Below are 17,102 nucleotides of genomic sequence, written 5' to 3'. Positions count from 1 at the left end.
GCGCACTCGTGAGACGGCGTAATGGAGAAGCGATACCTGTGAGCGCAGCGACAACGCGAAGCCGTACCCCGCGTACCCCGCGTACTCCCGACCGTCTGTGCGCCGAGGCGGTGGGCCTTGCCAGGGAAGCGGCAGAGGAGGCCGCGGCGCCCGGTGTGGTCGGTGAGCACGTGGAGGTCGTGGTCGAGGGCGACCGCGTCGTCACGCACCTGTTCGAGTGCAAGGAATTCGGCTACCGCGGCTGGCGCTGGGCCGTGACGGTGGCCCGTGCCTCGCGCGGCAAGGTCGTCACGCTCGACGAGACGGTGCTGCTTCCCGGTCCCGACGCGCTGCTCGCCCCCGAGTGGGTGCCGTGGAGCGAGCGGCTGCGCCCCGGAGACATGGGCCCGGGCGATCTGCTCCCCACGGACGCGGAGGACCTGCGCCTGGAGCCCGGCTACTCGGGTGAGGAGGAGCCGCCGCCGAACTCCGTGTTCTCCGAGGAGATGGCGGAGCTCGCCGAGGCGGAGGACGCCGAGATCACCGCGGGGCCGCCCGCCGATCTGCCGTCCGCGCCGGCGCGCGGCTCGATCGCGGCGCTCGCCGACGAGCTCGGCATGCGCCGGGCGCGTGTCCTGTCCCGGTACGGCCTGCATGCGGCGGCCGACCGCTGGGAGGAGTCGCACGGGGCGAAGACGGCGATGGCGCAGGCCGCGCCCGCGTCCTGCGTCAGCTGTGGCTTCCTTGCGCCGATCGGTGGGTCGCTCGGGCAGGCGTTCGGGGTATGCGCCAATGAGTTCGGGCCTGCGGACGGGCATGTCGTGTCCCTCGCGTACGGCTGCGGGGGCCATTCGGAGGCGGCCGTGATGCCGGCTCCGCCGCGGCCTGCCGCGCCGGTCCTCGACGAAACCCGCGTGGACGCGCTCCCTCTCCGCCCGTCCCCCGACTCGGGCTCGGTCCCGCTGGAAGCCCCGTCAGAAGAACTCGGCCACTCCTAGCTCCCGCTGGGGGTGCGGATTGCACGCGGGGCCCCTTGACGGGGCTGGGCCTTTCGCTGCCGGGCGCGGGCCGACTGCCCCGCCCTTCCGCGCTCCGCGCGGGTTTTTCCCGCCCGCCCACCCGTTGCGCCGGGTAATCGGGTGGGTGGGTGGGAGATGTCCGCGCGGAGCGCGGGAAAACCGTCCACCGGCCCGCAGGCGGGAGGTTTTCGGCCGCCCCGGGCGGAGCGCGGAGCCGCGCCGCAGAGGGAGGGCCCGCGTGAGGCCCCAGGCCAGTCAGGCGGGGCGGGACGCGATACCGTTCGGCGCGCGAACCGAGCGAGGGAGACGACACCGTGAGCAAGACCGTGCGGCCGGCGGCCGAGGGCACTGACCCGTTCGGCACGGCACGGCTCCGCCGGGGAGTCCTCGACGCCTGGGCGGCGATCCCGGCCCGCTTCCGTGAGGACGCCAACGCCGAGGAAGACCTCGCCCTCGGCGGCTACCGCGACCGCCTGATCGTCGAGCTCGCCCAGAACGCCGCCGACGCGGCAGCGAGGTCCGGCGCCCCCGGGCGACTCTCCCTCACCCTCCGGGACGGAGTCCTCGCCGCCGCCAACAACGGCACCCCCCTGGACGCCACCGGCGTCGAATCCCTCTCCACCCTCCGCGCCTCCGCCAAGCGGGAGGAGCAGAACAACGGAGCCGTCGGACGGTTCGGCGTCGGCTTCGCCGCCGTACTCGCCGTCTCCGACGAGCCCGCCCTCGTGGGCCGCACCGGCGGCGTCCGCTGGTCCCTGAGCGAGGCACGCGAACTCGCCGCCGACACCGCCCGCTTCAGCCCCGGCCTCGGGGACGAGATCCGCAGGCGCGACGGGCACGTGCCCCTCCTGCGCCTCCCCTTCGCCGCCGAAGGAACCGCCCCGGAGGGATACGACACCGTCGTCATCCTGCCCCTGCGCGACGCCGCCGCCGAAGACCTCGTCGTACGGCTGCTCGAAGGGATCGATGACGCCCTTCTGCTCGCCCTCCCCGGCCTCGAAGAAGTCGTCGTCCAGGTCGGCGAGCACCCCGCCCGCACCCTCCGCCGTACCGCCGTACCCGACCACGGCATCGTCGACATCACCGACAGCCGTGACGGCGACACTCGCTGGCGCACCGTCAGCCACCAGGGACCCCTGGAGCCCGACCTCCTCGCCGACCGCCCCGTGGAAGAGCGGCTGCGGCCCCACTGGTCCGTGACCTGGGCCGTCCCCACCGACCGCGAAGGCGCCCCCACACCGCCCCGCAGCGCCCCCGTCCTGCACGCGCCGACCCCGAGCGACGAGCCCCTCGGCGTGCCCGCGCTGCTCATCGCCTCGTTCCCGCTCGACACCACCCGGCGGCACGCGGCGCCGGGGCCCCTCACCGACTTCCTCGTGCAGCGCGCGGCCGACGCGTACGCCGAACTGCTCGCCGGCTGGCGGCCCGTCGGCGAAGGCATCATCGGCCTCGTCCCCGGCCCGCTGGGCAAGAGCGAACTCGACGGCGCCCTGCGCCAGGCCGTCCTCGACCGGCTGCCCCGCACGGCTTTCCTGCCTCCCGCGGTGGAGGCCGTCCCGCAAGAGGACCCCGACGTACCCGAGTGGGAGGTCCCCGTCGCGCTGCGGCCGCGTGACGCGGAGGTCGTGGAGGGCGCGGGCGCCGACACCGTACGCGTACTCGCCGATGTCCTGCCCAGCCTGCTGCCCGCGGGCCTCGAACGCCGTGCCGAGCTGCGCACCCTCGGTGTCGCCCGCGTCCCGCTGACCGAGGCGATCGACCGCCTCGCCGGTCTTGAGCGTGACGCGGACTGGTGGCACCGGCTCTACGACACCCTCGCCGGTGTGGACCCGGACCGGCTCACCGGGCTCCCCGTCCCTCTTGCCGACGGGCGCACCACCATCGGGCCCCGCCAGGTCCTCCTGCCCGTCATCGGCGACGAGAGCGACCCGGCCGCCCTCGTACGCCTGGGCCTGAAGGTCGCGCACCCCGACGCCGTGCATCCCCTCCTGGAGAAGCTCGGCGCCCTGCCCGCCACGCCCCGCGCCGTCCTGACGACCCCGCAGGTCCGTGCCGCCGTCGCCGCGTCCCTCGACGACGACACGTGGGACGAGGACGCCCTGGACGCCGAGGAACTAGCGGACATCGTGCTCTCGCTCGTCCGTGACGCGAACCTCGCGCCCGGCGACGAGCCCTGGCTCGGCGCGCTCGCCCTCCCCGACGACGAGGACGGCGAACTCGCCCCCGCCGGTGAACTCGTCCTCCCCGGCAGCCCCTTCGCGCAGGTCATGCGCGAGGACGAACTGGCCGCGGTGGACGCCGACCTCGCCGAACGCTGGGGCGAGCAGCCCCTCGCCGCGTGCGGTGTGCTCGCCACGTTCGCCCTGGTCCGCGCCACGGACGTCGTACTCGACCCCGATGAGCTCGACCCGCGCGACGGCGACTTCGCCGAGCCCGACGACGCCGGGCTGCTCGACGCGGTCGACGTGTGGTGCGAGGACGTGCTCGACCGGCTCCCGGAGACGCCCGTACCGCCGGTCGCCACGGAGATCATCGCCGTACGGGATCTGGATCTGGTCGACGAGGACCGCTGGCCGCAGGCCCTGGCCATGCTCTCGCGCCCGCCGCTGCGGGACGCGCTCACGCAGCCGCTGCGGATTCTGCTGCCGGACGGCACGACGGAGAGCGTCCGTTCGTACACGGCGTGGTGGTTGCGCGGGAACCCGGTGCTCGGCGGCCGCCGTCCCGCCGGTCTGCGGGCGTCGGGCGGCGACCCGCTGCTCGAAGGGCTCTACGACGCCGCCGACGCCGCCGGTTTCGACGACGAGCAGGTGCTGCGCGCGCTCGGCGTCCGTACGTCGGTCGCCGCGCTCCTGGAGGAGCCGGGCGGTGCGGCCGAACTGCTCGACCGGCTCGCGGACCCGGAGCGGACCGTTTCGGCGGCCCAGCTGCACGCGCTGTACGGCGCCCTGGCGGATCTGGACCCGGAGCAGGTGACGCTGCCGGACGAGGTGCGGGCCGTGGTGGACGGTGAGGTGGTCGTGGTCGACGTGGCGGACGCGGTGGTCGCCGACGCGCCTGACCTGCTGCCGGTCGCCGGTGGCGTGGCGCTCCTTCCGGTGGCGCCCCGCAAGGCGGGTGATCTGGCCGAGCTGTTCCAGGTGCGCAGGCTGAGCGAGACGGCGGCGGGGGAGCCCTCGGGGGAGGGGGTCGAGCATCCGGTGCCGGATTCGGTGCGGGTGCTGCTGGGTTCCGCTACCCCGGAGACGTACGTCGAGTACGAGGAGCTGTTCGTCGGGGACGTCGAGCTGGACTGGCGCAGGACGCCTGACGGCACCGTGCACGCGGCCACGCTGGAGGGCGTGGGCGCGGGGCTCGCCTGGGCGGCGGGGCAGTGGCCTCGGCGGTTCGAGGTGGCGGCGCTCCTCGAAGACCCCTCGCGCACCGAGGAACTTGAGCGGGACCGCTGGTTCGACTGACGGGTGGAACCCCGTAGTCCAGATCTCGGTCACAAAATCTTCACTTCTTGTGCAACCAGGCGCCCTGGTCGTGTGTCTGATCTTGCGAGTCAACAGACTCCTAGATCACTGGGCTCCGCGTGACATCCCCCACCAGACCGCGGAGCTCCCTTCCCAACTGGGGAACACATGCGCATCCGTGCCACCGTGGCCGCACTGTCCGGCACCCTGGCTCTGTCCGCCCTCGTCGTGCCTGCCGCCCAGGCGGCCGACGGGCCGAACGTCCCGAAGTTCGCGCCCTTCGCAGCCAACGCCCCCGCCGACGAGGTCGACGGCGACACGAAGATCACGAAGGTCACCGTCAACGGCGGCAAGAACATCGTGCTCGGCACCACCGAGAAGAAGAAGATCAGCGTCGCCATCACGGCCACCGACCCCGAGGGCATCTACGACGCCGATGCCGCGCTGTGGCACGGCTCGGACGTCGAGACCGACATCGACGGCCTGATCTTCTCCGATGAAGGCGGGGTCACCTGCAAGGTCGTCAACGCGACCACCTCCACCTGCACGGCCAAGTTCACGGTCGACCCGAAGCTCGACCTGTACAGCAACATCCTGGCCGGCAAGTGGAAGGTGTCGGCGTACGCGATCGGCAACGACGGCGACTACATCGACAAGGACGTGGTGGCCTCCACCAACATCCAGCGCAACTCCCGCCTCACCACCAACGCCTCCCCCGAGCCCATAAAGAAGGGCAAGACCCTCACGGTCACCGGCGCCCTGACCCGCGCCAACTGGGACACCTCGAAGTACGCGGGCTACACCAAGCAGTCGGTGAAGCTCCAGTACAAGAAGAAGGGTGCGTCCTCCTACTCCACCCTGAAGACCATCACGTCCGACTCCAAGGGCAACCTGAAGACGACCGTGAAGGCCTCCGCGGACGGCTACTACCGCTACGTCTTCGCCGGTACGTCCACCACCCCGGCCGTCACGTCCACCAGCGACTTCGTGGACGTGCAGTAGTACCGGGCTAGGCCGGGAAGCGGCGGTCCACCCAGCGGAAGACGACCTCGATCACCAGCGAGGCCGCCGCCGCGATCGCGACCGCCGCCCACGGCATCGTCGTGCCGACCAGCTTCAGCTGGAAGAAGTCCTGGAGCCACGGCACGGTGAGCACCAGCAGGAAGCCGAGACCCATCGCGCCGATCAGGCCGAGCCGCCACCACGTGTAGGGGCGGGCGATGATCGCGAGGACCCACATGGCGATCAGGAACAGCGCCAGCGTGGCCGCGCTGGTCTCGGCTTCCCGTGCTCCCGCGCCCGAGTAGTGGCTCCGGGCGAGCAGATACGTGCAGAACGTCGCCGCGCCCGCGACCACCCCGCCCGGGATCGCGTACCGCATGACCCTTCGTACGAAGTGGGGCTTGGCCCGCTCCTTGTTGGGCGCGAGGGCGAGGAAGAAGGCCGGGACGCCGATCGTCAGGGTCGAGAGCAGCGTCAGGTGGCGGGGCAGGAACAAGTACTCCACCTGAGTGCAGACCACGAGCAGCGCGATGATGACCGAGTAGACGGTCTTCACCAGGAACAGCGTCGCGACCCGCGTGATGTTGCCGATGACCCGGCGGCCCTCCGCGACGACCGAGGGCAGCGTCGCGAAGCTGTTGTTCAGGAGCACGATCTGGGCCACCGCCCGCGTCGCCTCCGAGCCCGAGCCCATCGAGACGCCGATGTCGGCGTCCTTCAGGGCCAGTACGTCGTTCACGCCGTCGCCCGTCATCGCGACCGTGTGCCCGCGTGACTGGAGGGCGCCCACCATGTCCCGCTTCTGCTGCGGGGTGACACGGCCGAAGACGGAGTTGGCGTCCAGGGCTTCCGCCATCTCGTCCTGCTCCGTGGGCAGACGGCGGGCGTCCACGGTGTTCTCCGCACCGGGCAGGCCCAGCTTCCCGGCGACCGCGCCCACCGAGACCGCGTTGTCGCCGGAGATGACCTTGGCGCTGACGTCCTGCTCCTCGAAGTACCGCAGGGTGTCGCCGGCGTCCGGGCGAAGCCGCTGCTCCAGGACGACCAGGGCGGTGGCCTCGGCCCCGTCGGCCACGTCAGGGTCGTCGAGTTCACCGGCGGCGCGGGCGAGGAGCAGTACGCGCAGGCCCTGCTGGTTGAGCTCCTCGATCTCGGCGAGGGACGGGTCCTTGTCGGGCAGCAGGACGTCGGGGGCGCCGAGCAGCCACGTCGAGTTGTCGCCGTCGCCCTCGCTGAAGGAGGCGCCGCTGTACTTGCGGGCCGAGGAGAAGGGCAGCGACTCCGTGCAGCGCCACTCCTCGCTGTCGGGGTACGCGTCGATGATCGCCTGGAGCGACGCGTTGGGCCGCGGGTCGGACTCGCCCAGGGCGCCGAGGACTTTCCGTACGTACGCCTCGTCCGAACCGTTCAGCGGACGCAGTTCGGTCACGTCCATGCCGCCCTCGGTGAGGGTGCCGGTCTTGTCGAGGCAGACCGTGTCGACGCGGGCCAGGCCCTCGATCGCGGGCAGCTCCTGCACCAGGCACTGCTGGCGGCCGAGCCGGATGACTCCTATCGCGAAGGCGACCGAGGTGAGCAGCACGAGCCCCTCGGGGATCATGGGCACGATCCCGCCGACGGTGTAGGCGATGGACTCCTTGAAGTTGTCGTCCTTGACGACGAGCTGGCTGATGATGAGGCCGATCGAGGTCGGGACCATCAGCCACGTCACGTACTTGAGGATCGTGGAGATGCCGTTGCGCAGCTCGGAGTGGACGAGCGTGAAGCGGCTCGCCTCCTCGGCGAGCTGGGCCGCGTACGCCTCGCGGCCCACCCGGGTCGCGGTGAACGCGCCGCCGCCCGCGACCACGAACGAGCCCGACATCATCTTGTCGCCGGGCTTCTTGATGACCGGGTCGGCCTCACCGGTCAGGAGCGATTCGTCGACCTCCAGGCTGTCGGTCTCGACCGCCTCGCCGTCCACGACGATCTTGTCGCCGGGTCCCAGCTCGACCAGGTCGCCCAGGACGATCTCGGAGGTGGAGATCTCGGCGGCTCTGCCGTCGCGCCGCACCGTCGGCTTGGACTCGCCGATGACCGCGAGTCCGTCCAGGGTCTTCTTGGCCCGCAGCTCCTGGATGATGCCGATGCCCGTATTGGCGATGATCACGAAGCCGAAGAGGCTGTCCTGGATCGGCGCGACGAAGAGCATGATCACCCAGAGCACGCCGATGATCGCGTTGAAGCGGGTGAAGACGTTCGCCCGGATGATCTCGGTGGTGGACCGGGAACTGCGGACGGGTACGTCGTTGACCTCGCCGCGTTCGACCCGTTCGGCGACCTCGGCGGCCGTCAGGCCCGTCGCGCGTCCGGTGGGCAGCTCCACCGGGTGGACCGGGTCGAGCTCGGCGCCCGCGTCGATATGCGTCATGGAATCGACGGTACGGGCGGGATGGGGGCTTCACCCCTTGAGCGCCCCAAAGATCCGACCACGGTAGGACAGGGACACTCCCGTGGTTGTACGGGCGACCACCCCCAGGGAGGGGTTACTCCCCGGCTGCCGCCGCCTTGCGCTCCGCGTCCCGCTTGATCGCGGCGTCGCGGCCCCGCACGTACCAGATGCCGATCAGGCCGAGGCCCGCGCCCGCCAGGCAGGTCCATACCCACCAGGTCGCGTCGCGGTCGTCGAACCAGCCGTAGAACGGCAGCTGCACCAGGAAGAGGACGAACCAGAGGATCGTGCCGCCGACGATGGTGGCGACGACGGGGCCCTCCAGGGGCTCGGGCGCCTCGTGCTTGGGGGTCCACTTCTCCATGCGCATAGCTTACGAGCAGCCGGGGCGGGCCCTTGATGGGGCTGGCGGGGCCCGGTGCCACAGGGGTCTACGCGCGGAGATAGCGATTTCCCCTTCATGTATTCATACTGAAACGGCTCGTTAATGGCTGGTTGTTTTCGTAAGAAGAAACAAATCGATCGGCGGCCACCGCTTAACGATCTTCCCTTTCTCTGCGTTTCTCTGAGTCCACGAGGTCCCGCATGTCTTCCTCGGCCACCACCCCGGTCGACGCCAAACCGCCGACGCCCCCGCAGGGAGGCATCGACGGTTTCTTCAAGATCACCGAGCGGGGTTCCACCCTCGTCCGTGAGGTCCGGGGAGGCTTCGCCACCTTCTTCGCGATGGCCTACATCATCGTGCTGAACCCGATCATCCTGGGCGGCGCGAAGGACATGTACGGGCATCAGCTCGACAACGCCCAGCTGGTCACCGCGACCGCCCTGGTCGCCGCCTTCACCACGCTCCTGATGGGCGTCATCGGCAACGTCCCGATCGCGCTCGCCGCGGGCCTCGGCGTGAACACCGTGGTCGCCCTCCAGCTCGCGCCGCGCATGTCCTGGCCCGACGCGATGGGCATGGTCGTCCTCGCGGGACTCGTCGTGATGCTGCTCGTCGCCACCGGCCTGCGGGAACGCGTGATGAGCGCGGTGCCGCTCGGCCTGCGCAAGGGCATCGCGATCGGCATCGGCCTCTTCATCATGCTGATCGGCCTCGTCGACTCCGGCTTCGTCTCGCGCATGCCGGACGCCGCACAGACCACGGTCCCGCTCCAGCTGGGCGGCGACGGCCACCTCAACGGCTGGCCCGTACTGATCTTCGTGCTCGGCACGCTGCTCACGCTCTGCCTGATCGTGCGCAAGGTGCCCGGCGCGATCCTCATCAGCATCGTCGTCATGACGATCGTGGCGATGATCGTCAACGCGGTCGCGGAGATCCCCTCCTGGGGCCTGACGACTCCCGAGTGGCCCGGCAACCCGGTCAGCACGCCGGACTTCGGGCTCGTCGGTCAGATCAGCCTGTTCGGCGGCTTCGAGAAGGTCGGCCTGCTCACCGGCATCCTCTTCGTCTTCACCGTGCTGCTGTCCTGCTTCTTCGACGCCATGGGCACGATCATGGGCATCGGCGACGAGGCCAAGCTCACGGACGCCAACGGCAACATGCCGGGCATGAACAAGGTCCTGTTCGTCGACGGCATCGCGGTCGCCGCGGGCGGCGCGGCCTCCGCATCGGCCACCACCTGCTTCGTGGAGTCCACGGCGGGCGTCGGCGAAGGCGCACGTACGGGCTTCGCCAACATCGTCACCGGCGGCCTCTTCGCCGTGGCGCTGTTCCTCACGCCCATCGCGACGATGGTCCCGTCCCAGGCGGCCACGCCCGCGCTGCTCGCGGTCGGCTTCCTGATCCTGTCCGGTTCGATCGGGCAGATCGACTGGGCCGACTTCACCATCGCGATCCCGGCGTTCCTGACGATGCTGATGATGCCGTTCACGTACTCGATCACGAACGGCATCGGCATCGGCTTCATCACCTTCACCGTGCTGCGCCTCGCGTCGGGCCGCGGCCGCGAGGTGCCCGCGGCGATGTACGTCGTGTCGGCCGTCTTCGCCTTTTACTACCTGATGCCGGCGCTCGGCCTGACCTAGGCCGCCGGTGGTGCGAGTGTGTCTGCGGGGCGGCCATCAGGCCGCCCCGTAGAACTTTTCCGTCTCCTCGACGGCGCTCTGGAAGCGCTCGTCGAAGTCACCGCGGACAAGCGTCCCGACGACGTAGTCCTGGACGCTCATGCCCCTTCTGGCGGCGTGCTGCTTGAGCCGGTCGAGCAGCTCACCGTCTATTCGCAGGCTGAGCACTGTCGATCCCATGCAGAACAGGGTCGCTGCCGCCGCGCGCGCCGTGTCTCACTTTCCGCAGCCGCCTCACTCATATGGGTGACGTAAGGGTTCCGGGTGACGCGCCGCGGGAATCGAGGTGGTCTTTAGCTAGAGTAATGAGTTACTCTAACGAACATGCCGGACCTCTCCCATGGTGACGACGCCGCCGCCGTGAACTCACTGCGCTCCGCCGTGATGCGCCTGTCCCGTCGACTCAAGCACCAGCGGGTCGACGAGTCGCTGAGCCCCACCGAAATGTCGGTGCTCGGCACCCTCGCCCGCTGCGGCCACGCCACCCCGGGTGAGCTGGCCCGCAAGGAGCACGTGCAGCCGCCGTCGATGACCCGCATCGTCGCGCTGCTCGAAGCCAAGGGTCTCGTCCGGCTCGAGCCGCACCCCGAGGACCGCCGCCAGAAGGTGGTGACCCAGACGGAGACGGCCGAGGCCATGCTCGAGGAGAGCCGCCGCAAGCGGAACGCCTGGCTGGCCGGCCTCGCCGAGCATCTCGACGACGACGAATGGGCACGCCTGCGCGCCGCCGCTCCCGTCCTGGAGAAGCTCGCGCACCTGTAAGCACCGCACACGGCGGGCCACCCGCCGTGTGCCGTAAGACCGCACCACGCCAAGGAGGCGAACCGCCTTTGAGTACGGGATCCGGAGCAGACTCCGCCCCCGCACCAACCGCCCTCGACAAAACCCCGGTCGGCAAGTCGTCGATGTTCAGCTCGCTGAAGATCCGCAACTACCGGCTCTTCGCCTCCGGCGCCGTTGTCTCCAACACCGGCACGTGGATGGCCCGCATCACCCAGGACTGGCTGGTCCTGAGCCTCACCGGCTCCTCGGCCGCGGTCGGCATCACCACCGCGATGCAGTTCCTGCCGATGCTCCTGTTCGGCCTGTACGGCGGCGTCATCGCGGACCGCTTCGCCAAGCGCAAGCTGCTCTTCTGCACCCAGGGCGCGATGAGCATCAGCGGTCTGTTCCTGGCCGCGCTCACCCTGAGCGGCAACGTCCAGGTCTGGCACGTCTACCTCGCGGCCTTCTTCACCGGCCTCGTCACGGTCGTCGACAACCCGACCCGGCAGTCCTTCGTGTCCGAGATGGTGGGACCCGACCAGGTCCGCAACGCCGTCTCGCTGAACTCCGCGAACTTCCAGTCCGCCCGGCTCATCGGCCCCGCCGTGGCCAGTGGCCTCACCGCCGCGGTCGGCCCCGGCTGGGCGTTCCTCGCCAACGGCCTGTCCTTCCTCGCGCCGCTCACCGGCCTGATGCTGATGCGGACCCGCGAGCTGCACCCGACCCCGCGCAAGCCGCGCGGCAAGGGACAGCTGAGGGAAGGCCTGAACTACGTCTCCAAGCACCCCGAGCTGATCTGGCCGATCGTCCTCGTCGGCTTCGTCGGCACCTTCGGGTTCAACTTCCCGATCTGGTTGAGCGCCTTCGCGGACGACATCTTCCACGGCGGCGTGGGGATGTACGGGCTGTTCAACACCCTGATGGCGATCGGCTCCCTCGCGGGCGCGCTGCTCGCGGCCCGGCGCGGCACCTCGCGCCTGAGGCTGCTCGCCGGGGCCGCGATGGCCTTCGGCGTACTGCAGATCGTGGCCGCGTTCGCACCCGAGCTGTGGATGTTCGTCGCGCTGATCGTGCCGATCGGCATCCTGGGCCTGACGGTGAACGTCACCGCCAACTCGTCGGTCCAGATGGCCACGGACCCGGAGATGCGCGGCCGCGTCATGTCCCTCTTCATGATGGTCTTCACCGGCGGCACGCCGCTTGGCGGCCCGCTCTTCGGCTGGCTCGCCGACGCGTACGGAGTGCGCGTCAGCATGGCCGCCGGCGGACTCATATGCGCCGTCGCCGCGGTCGGTGTCGGCCTGATGCTGGCCCGCGCCGCGAATCTGCGGCTGAAGGTGGATCTGCGGCGGGGACAGCAGCACGTGCAGTTCGTGCCGCGCGAGCAGCTGGCTACGGCGGCGTGAGTTCTCGGTCGGTCACACCTGCCGAGTGAGCACTTGGCCGGTCACACCCGCCGGGCCAGGATCTGGCCCGGCCAGGTGCCGTTCTGCTCGACGAAGGCCTCGGTCCGCGTGAAGCCGTTGCGCTCGTAGAACGCGACGAGCTTGCCGTCGTCGCCCGCGTAGCAGTCGACCCGGAGCAGGGAGATCCCCTGGCTCCGGGTTTCTTCTGCCGCGTGCGCGAGGAGGGCGGCGCCCGCGCCCGTCCCGTGTCGGGATGCCAGCAGGTGGATGTACCGCTCCGGCTCCTCCACCGGCTCGATGTACGACCCCGGTCCGTCGGTCAGGGTGAGCGTGCCGACCGGCAGCCCGCCGATCTCCGCGATCCAGGCGGAGCCGGTGGTCAGGTACTTCTCGACCAGGGCGATGGTTTTCGGGTTGGTCGACCAGGGTTTGTCGCCCCACTGCCCGGTGCGCCCCTGCGAAACGAGCCAGGCGACGGCTTCGTCGAAGAGGGCGAGCACGGTGGGGATGTCGTCGGGGCCGCCGGGGCGGATGTGTATGTGGCTGTCCATGCGATCTTCTCTCCCCGGGTCCGGGCCCGGATATCCGGGCCGTCCGTTGTTCGACGACGAACCCGGCGGAGCCGGTAATGGGTTGGGGAGAGAACCGGCCGGAGGCCACACTCACCCCATGAGACTCTTCGCGGCGGTGCTGCCGCCCTCCGCAGCGGCGGACGAACTGGCCGGGGCGGCGGACAAGTTGAAGGCCCTGCCGGGCGCCGGAGACCTCCGCTGGACGCTCCGCGAGAGCTGGCACTTCACTCTCGCCTTCATGTCCGAGGTCGAGGACGCCACCGTCCCCGAGCTGTCAGAGCGCCTCTCCCGCGCCGCACACCGCACCGCCCCCTTCCCCCTCTCCCTCCACGCCGGAGGCCACTTCGGAGACCGCGCGCTGTGGGCCGGCGCTCGCGGCGACATCGAGACCCTGCGCCTCCTCGCCCGGAGGGCGGACGCCGCAGCCCGCAAGTGCGGCATCCCCATGGAGGAGCACCGCCACTACCGCCCCCACCTGACACTGGCCCGCGGCCGGGGGGAAACTTCCCTGCGCGCCTACGTCGACGCCCTCGCGGACTTCGAGGGCGCTCAGTGGCCCGTGACCGAGCTGACCCTCGTACGAAGCAATCTTCCCGTGAGCGGAGTGCCGGGGGAGCGGCCCCGCTATGAGGTGGTCGGTCGATGGCCACTGGGCGGAGCCGGTTAACCTCGACTACGTGGACCCGAAAACCAGGAACCGGATCATGGCCGGTGTACTCGTGCTGATGTTCGTCGTCGTGGCGGTCGCGGCCGCGGTCGGCCAGTGAGGCGATGACCGCGGCCACGACCGCGTAGTTCGGCCGGTCCCTACCAGGCGAAGGACTCCGGAGACGGACCCGGCCCGGGGAAGATCTCGTCCAGGGCGTCGAGCAGCTCGTCGGAGAGTTCGAGCTCGACCGCGCGCAGCGCGCTGGTGAGCTGCTCCGAGGTGCGCGGACCGACGATCGGCCCCGTCACGCCGGGCCGCGTGAGCAGCCAGGCGAGCGCGACTTCGCCCGGCGCGAGGCCGTGCTTGTCGAGCAGGTCCTCGTACGCCTGCACCCGCGCCCGCACCTCGGGCTTCGCGAGCTCGTCGGCGGCCCGCCCGCGCGTACGCCGCTTGCCCTCGCCTTCCTTCTTCAGTACGCCGCCGAGCAGCCCGCTGTGCAGCGGCGACCACGGGATGACGCCCAGGCCGTAGTCCTGCGAGGCCGGGATGACCTCCATCTCGGCGCTGCGCTCGGCGAGGTTGTAGAGGCACTGCTCGCTGACGAGGCCGTAGCTGCCGCGCCGCTTGGCGGTCTCGTTGGCCTGGGCGATCTTGTATCCGGGGAAGTTCGACGACCCGGCGTACAGGATCTTGCCCTGCGTGATGAGGGTGTCGATCGCCTGCCAAATCTCGTCGAACGGCGTGCGGCGGTCGATGTGGTGGAACTGGTAGATGTCGATGTAGTCGGTCTGCAGGCGCTTGAGCGATGCCTCCACGGAACGGCGGATGTTGACCGCCGAGAGCAGGTCGTGGTTGGGCCACGCCGGCTTTCCGTCGGTCGCCATGTTCCCGTAGACCTTGGTGGCGAGCACGACCTTGTCGCGCCGCTCGCCGCCTTGCGTGAACCAGGTGCCGAGGATCTCCTCGGTGCGGCCCTTGTTCTCGTCCCATCCGTAGACATTGGCGGTATCGAAGTAGTTGATGCCCGCGTCGAGCGCGGCGTCCATGATCGCGTGACTGTCCGGCTCGTTCGTGAGCGGCCCGAAGTTCATGGTCCCGAGCGTGAGCCGGCTGACCTTGAGCCCTGTGCGTCCCAGCTGCGTGTACTTCATGGTTGACCAGCCAACGACTTGGAGTGCGCTCTATGCAAGGGGGCGGGGCGCGGGGGCGATCAGTCGCGGGGCCGGGGAGCGATCGGCCGCGGGGGAAGTCGTCACGAGCCGCCGAGCCAGCCCGCCGCGTCCAGGCGGAACGCGTCCGGCGGTACGACCGTGCGCAGGTCGTTCTCCAGCGTGCGCAGCCGGTCCGTGCCCAGCTGTTTCGACCACTCCGCGTGCAGCTCGTCGAAGATCGCGGCCGAGCGGCGCAGCGCGTCGATGCCGTGCGGGGTGAGGCGGATCAGCTTGCGGCGGGCGTCGGCCGGGTCGTCGGTGCGTTCCGCGTAGCCGAGGGTGATCAGGCGGTCGATGGTCTTGCCCGCGGCCTGCTTGGAGACGCCGAGCCTGCGGCCCACCTCGCTGGCGCTCGCGCCCCGTACGCCGATGGCCTGCATGGCGAAGCCGTGGGCCGGGCGGACGTCCGGGTGACCTTGGTGGGCCAGCTCGGCGTGCAGCCGGTCGATCAGGGTGCGGAAACCGGCGAAGAGGAGCAGGGGCAGCTCGAAGCCGGGGACGTCCTCCTCGGGCGGCTCGGCTTCCTTGCGGGGCGCCTCGCCGGGCGCCTTGCCGGGCTCCTTGCGGGGCGCCTTGCGGGGATCGACAACCTGGTTTACCTTTTTTTCGTCAACCACGTTGTCCATCGTAGGGGGTACCTCTTGTTTGCCGAGCACACCGTCGAGACCGCGCCCGCGGAGTCCCGCGCGGCGATGGAGCGTACGGCCGCCGCCTTCGGCAGGACGCCGAGCGCCGTGGCCCGGCTCGCGGAGTCGCCCGAACTGCTCAACGGATTCCTTGAGTTGAGCGCGTCCTTCGAGCGGACGACGCTGGAGCCGGTGGCGCGGGAAGTCGTCGTCATGACCGTCGCCGTGCGCAACGACTGCCACATCTGCGTGGCCATGCACACCGGCAAGCTGCGGAAGCTGGGCGCGGACGCCGGACTGATCGAGGCGTTGCGCGAGGGTCGGGCCCTGGTGGGAGACGAACGGCTCGAAGCTATACGGCAGTTCACCCTTGAGGTGCTCACCACCGCCGGAGGAGTCGGGGACGAGGAGCTGAAGGGGTTCCTCGCGGCGGGCTACACGGAGCGGAACGCCCTTGAGGTGGTGATGGGCATCGGCACGTACACGATGTCGACGCTCGCGAACCGGCTGACGCGCGCCGCGTGAGGCGGGCCGCGTGACGCGGGCCCGCGGGTGAGACCGGCGTCCGGAGCACCCCCGTTCGGCCCCGGACGCCGGCCGGCTCTCAGTGCCGGTACATGACCCGCCGCAGCGCCACCTCCACCGGCCCCCGGCGGCCCGCCCGTTCCAGCGCGTACGCTCCCGCGACCGTCACCAGCCATACCCCCACCGCGAACAGCGCCATGGTCGCGCTCGTGAGGTGTCCGCCGAGGCCGAGGCCCCAGTCGGCGAGGATCGGGGCGAAGAGCAGGGAGTGGGCGAGGTAGCAGGAGAGGGAGCGCTTGCCCACGGCGGAGACGGCGGCGATGGCGGTGGCGGCTGTGCCGGTGCTCCTCGCGTTCCGGCGTCCCGTCCACCAGTGGACGAACAGCGCCACAGCCGCCACGTACCCGAGCCCGGCCGCGTTCCCCGTGGCGTCCCGCAGCAGGGTCAGTACGCCGCTCTCGCTCTGCGCGTCGTCCGGGACGGTGATCGCCCCGACGTGGGCGAGAGCCGCGGGCAGCGCGCCCAGCCACCCCACCGCGACGCCGATCACGGCGGTCCACCGGAGCAGGGGCAGATGGCGCCCCGGCTCTTCGAGGACGCCCTTGCGCGCGGCCCAGAAGCCGAGCAGGAAGATGAAGTACGCCCCGCCCACCAGCGAAAGCGGCGCCGCCGCGAAGGTGACGAACAGGCCGCTCATGAAGCGGGTGCCCGCCGCCGCGAACCAGTTCCCCTCGTCCGCTGCGTAAGCGTCCGCCCCTGGCTCCGCGCCCGCGTCGCCCAGCGAGCCCAACTCGCCCGAGAGGAGGGCCGATACGACGGGCTCGGCGGCAAGCAGCAGGAACTGGGCGGTGGCGATCCAGATCCACCACTTCAGCGCGCGGTCACCGCGCCGCAGGAAGAGCCAGCCGAGGGCGAGGCTGAGGAGCCCGTAGAAGCCGACGATGTCCCCGGCCATCAGGAGCGTGGAGTGCAGAAGCCCGATGACGACCAGGCACAGACTCCGCCGCCGCAGAACCCGTACGGCCTCGCGTTCCGAGGTCCCCGCTGCCCGCTGCCGCAGGAACAGCTGCATCATCCCGTACCCGAAGAGGAACGCGAAGAGCGGATAGATACGCATGTCGAGGACGGTGATCATGCCGAACTGCACGACGTGATCGGCCCATCCGCCGTCCACCGGCTGCCACCCGGAGGGCCCGTGCCGAGCCGCCGTCAGATGGAACGCGGTGTTGGAAAGCACGATGAACAGCAGCATGATCCCGCGGGCGAGATCGGGCGCGAGGGCCCGCTCACGGGGCAGTACGCCCGCCCGGCGGGGCGCGTTCGGCGAACCCGCAGGTGAACCCGCCGGTGCGACTTCAGGCGTGACCTCAGGCGTGACTTCACGTGTGACCT

At 70.5% G+C, this 17,102-nt stretch carries 15 protein-coding genes; 8 read left to right on the top strand and 7 right to left on the bottom strand.

Annotation, left to right across the window (positions count from 1 at the left end; translation table 11 throughout):
• The first annotated feature begins 38 nt into the window (after positions 1–38).
• From ABZ906_RS28230 to ABZ906_RS28220, 3 genes are all read left to right on the top strand, one after another.
• Positions 39–977: a DUF3027 domain-containing protein gene (locus ABZ906_RS28230; RefSeq protein ID WP_361387270.1), complete on the top strand. Its 939-nt coding sequence runs from the start codon at positions 39–41 to the stop codon at positions 975–977.
• A gap of 335 nt (positions 978–1,312) precedes the next feature.
• A complete protein-coding gene (locus tag ABZ906_RS28225) occupies positions 1,313–4,456 on the top strand; it encodes a molecular chaperone Hsp90 (RefSeq protein ID WP_361387267.1) in 3,144 nt (1,047 codons plus the stop codon).
• A 168-nt stretch (positions 4,457–4,624) separates the two neighbouring features.
• Positions 4,625–5,458 (top strand): calcium-binding protein, encoded by an 834-nt coding sequence (locus ABZ906_RS28220; protein WP_361387264.1) that lies wholly within the window; start codon positions 4,625–4,627, stop codon positions 5,456–5,458.
• 7 nt (positions 5,459–5,465) lie between these two features.
• Here the strand turns inward: ABZ906_RS28220 and ABZ906_RS28215 are convergent, their stop codons facing one another.
• Both ABZ906_RS28215 and ABZ906_RS28210 read right to left on the bottom strand, forming a co-directional pair.
• Positions 5,466–7,868 carry a cation-translocating P-type ATPase gene (locus ABZ906_RS28215; protein ID WP_361194517.1) on the bottom strand — a complete coding sequence of 801 codons (2,403 nt, stop codon included), beginning with the start codon at positions 7,866–7,868 and terminating at the stop codon, positions 5,466–5,468.
• Positions 7,869–7,983: 115 nt separating this feature from the next.
• The gene (locus tag ABZ906_RS28210) at positions 7,984–8,253 is read right to left on the bottom strand and encodes a DUF2530 domain-containing protein (protein ID WP_361194519.1); all 270 of its coding nucleotides are present in this window, start codon (positions 8,251–8,253) and stop codon (positions 7,984–7,986) included.
• A 221-nt stretch (positions 8,254–8,474) separates the two neighbouring features.
• Between ABZ906_RS28210 and ABZ906_RS28205 the strand changes: the two genes are divergently transcribed.
• Entirely contained in the window at positions 8,475–9,917 is a 1,443-nt protein-coding gene (locus ABZ906_RS28205) for an NCS2 family permease (protein ID WP_361387261.1), read from the top strand.
• 36 nt (positions 9,918–9,953) lie between these two features.
• On the opposite strand, the gene ABZ906_RS28200 is transcribed toward ABZ906_RS28205, so the two are convergent.
• Positions 9,954–10,136, bottom strand: coding sequence for a ribbon-helix-helix protein, CopG family (locus ABZ906_RS28200; RefSeq protein WP_361194523.1), 183 nt, complete (start codon positions 10,134–10,136; stop codon positions 9,954–9,956).
• A 144-nt stretch (positions 10,137–10,280) separates the two neighbouring features.
• On the opposite strand from ABZ906_RS28200, the gene ABZ906_RS28195 reads away from it, so the two are divergent.
• Both ABZ906_RS28195 and ABZ906_RS28190 read left to right on the top strand, forming a co-directional pair.
• Positions 10,281–10,718 carry a MarR family transcriptional regulator gene (locus ABZ906_RS28195; RefSeq protein ID WP_361194525.1) on the top strand — a complete coding sequence of 146 codons (438 nt, stop codon included), beginning with the start codon at positions 10,281–10,283 and terminating at the stop codon, positions 10,716–10,718.
• Positions 10,719–10,786: 68 nt separating this feature from the next.
• On the top strand, positions 10,787–12,127 hold the full coding sequence (locus ABZ906_RS28190) for an MFS transporter (protein ID WP_361194526.1): 1,341 nt from the start codon (positions 10,787–10,789) through the stop codon (positions 12,125–12,127).
• 41 nt (positions 12,128–12,168) lie between these two features.
• Here the strand turns inward: ABZ906_RS28190 and ABZ906_RS28185 are convergent, their stop codons facing one another.
• A complete protein-coding gene (locus tag ABZ906_RS28185; protein ID WP_361194529.1) occupies positions 12,169–12,678 on the bottom strand; it encodes a GNAT family N-acetyltransferase in 510 nt (169 codons plus the stop codon).
• Between the two features lie 118 nt (positions 12,679–12,796).
• Between ABZ906_RS28185 and thpR the strand changes: the two genes are divergently transcribed.
• Entirely contained in the window at positions 12,797–13,366 is a 570-nt protein-coding gene (gene thpR, locus ABZ906_RS28180) for an RNA 2',3'-cyclic phosphodiesterase (RefSeq protein ID WP_361387258.1), read from the top strand.
• Between the two features lie 140 nt (positions 13,367–13,506).
• Here the strand turns inward: thpR and ABZ906_RS28175 are convergent, their stop codons facing one another.
• Complete coding sequence (locus tag ABZ906_RS28175) at positions 13,507–14,499, bottom strand: aldo/keto reductase (RefSeq protein ID WP_361194533.1); 993 nt, start codon at positions 14,497–14,499, stop codon at positions 13,507–13,509.
• A 101-nt stretch (positions 14,500–14,600) separates the two neighbouring features.
• On the bottom strand, positions 14,601–15,185 hold the full coding sequence (locus ABZ906_RS28170) for a MarR family winged helix-turn-helix transcriptional regulator (RefSeq protein WP_361387255.1): 585 nt from the start codon (positions 15,183–15,185) through the stop codon (positions 14,601–14,603).
• A gap of 15 nt (positions 15,186–15,200) precedes the next feature.
• Between ABZ906_RS28170 and ABZ906_RS28165 the strand changes: the two genes are divergently transcribed.
• Positions 15,201–15,710: a carboxymuconolactone decarboxylase family protein gene (locus tag ABZ906_RS28165; protein ID WP_361387252.1), complete on the top strand. Its 510-nt coding sequence runs from the start codon at positions 15,201–15,203 to the stop codon at positions 15,708–15,710.
• Positions 15,711–15,789: 79 nt separating this feature from the next.
• Here the strand turns inward: ABZ906_RS28165 and ABZ906_RS28160 are convergent, their stop codons facing one another.
• Positions 15,790–16,962 carry a DUF418 domain-containing protein gene (locus ABZ906_RS28160; RefSeq protein ID WP_361387461.1) on the bottom strand — a complete coding sequence of 391 codons (1,173 nt, stop codon included), beginning with the start codon at positions 16,960–16,962 and terminating at the stop codon, positions 15,790–15,792.
• Positions 16,963–17,102: the final 140 nt, after the last annotated feature.

It is taken from the genome of Streptomyces sp. NPDC046925, from assembly GCF_040644915.1.
In the GTDB taxonomy this organism is placed as follows: Bacteria; Actinomycetota; Actinomycetes; order Streptomycetales; family Streptomycetaceae; genus Streptomyces.
Note: the sequence above shows the minus strand (reverse complement) of the source record. Positions and strands in the feature narration are given on the sequence as shown.

Bases quoted from the DNA above. Each gene is read 5' to 3' on its own strand.
- ABZ906_RS28220 (WP_361387264.1), top strand. From the start codon at position 4,625: ATGCGCATCCGTGCCACCGTGGCCGCACTGTCCGGCACCCTGGCTCTG.
- ABZ906_RS28215 (WP_361194517.1), bottom strand. From the start codon at position 7,868: ATGACGCATATCGACGCGGGCGCCGAGCTCGACCCGGTCCACCCGGTG.
- ABZ906_RS28210 (WP_361194519.1), bottom strand. From the start codon at position 8,253: ATGGAGAAGTGGACCCCCAAGCACGAGGCGCCCGAGCCCCTGGAGGGC.
- ABZ906_RS28205 (WP_361387261.1), top strand. From the start codon at position 8,475: ATGTCTTCCTCGGCCACCACCCCGGTCGACGCCAAACCGCCGACGCCC.
- ABZ906_RS28200 (WP_361194523.1), bottom strand. From the start codon at position 10,136: ATGGGATCGACAGTGCTCAGCCTGCGAATAGACGGTGAGCTGCTCGAC.
- ABZ906_RS28195 (WP_361194525.1), top strand. From the start codon at position 10,281: ATGCCGGACCTCTCCCATGGTGACGACGCCGCCGCCGTGAACTCACTG.
- ABZ906_RS28185 (WP_361194529.1), bottom strand. From the start codon at position 12,678: ATGGACAGCCACATACACATCCGCCCCGGCGGCCCCGACGACATCCCC.
- thpR (WP_361387258.1), top strand. From the start codon at position 12,797: ATGAGACTCTTCGCGGCGGTGCTGCCGCCCTCCGCAGCGGCGGACGAA.
- ABZ906_RS28175 (WP_361194533.1), bottom strand. From the start codon at position 14,499: ATGAAGTACACGCAGCTGGGACGCACAGGGCTCAAGGTCAGCCGGCTC.
- ABZ906_RS28170 (WP_361387255.1), bottom strand. From the start codon at position 15,185: ATGGACAACGTGGTTGACGAAAAAAAGGTAAACCAGGTTGTCGATCCC.
- ABZ906_RS28160 (WP_361387461.1), bottom strand. From the start codon at position 16,962: ATGCTGCTGTTCATCGTGCTTTCCAACACCGCGTTCCATCTGACGGCG.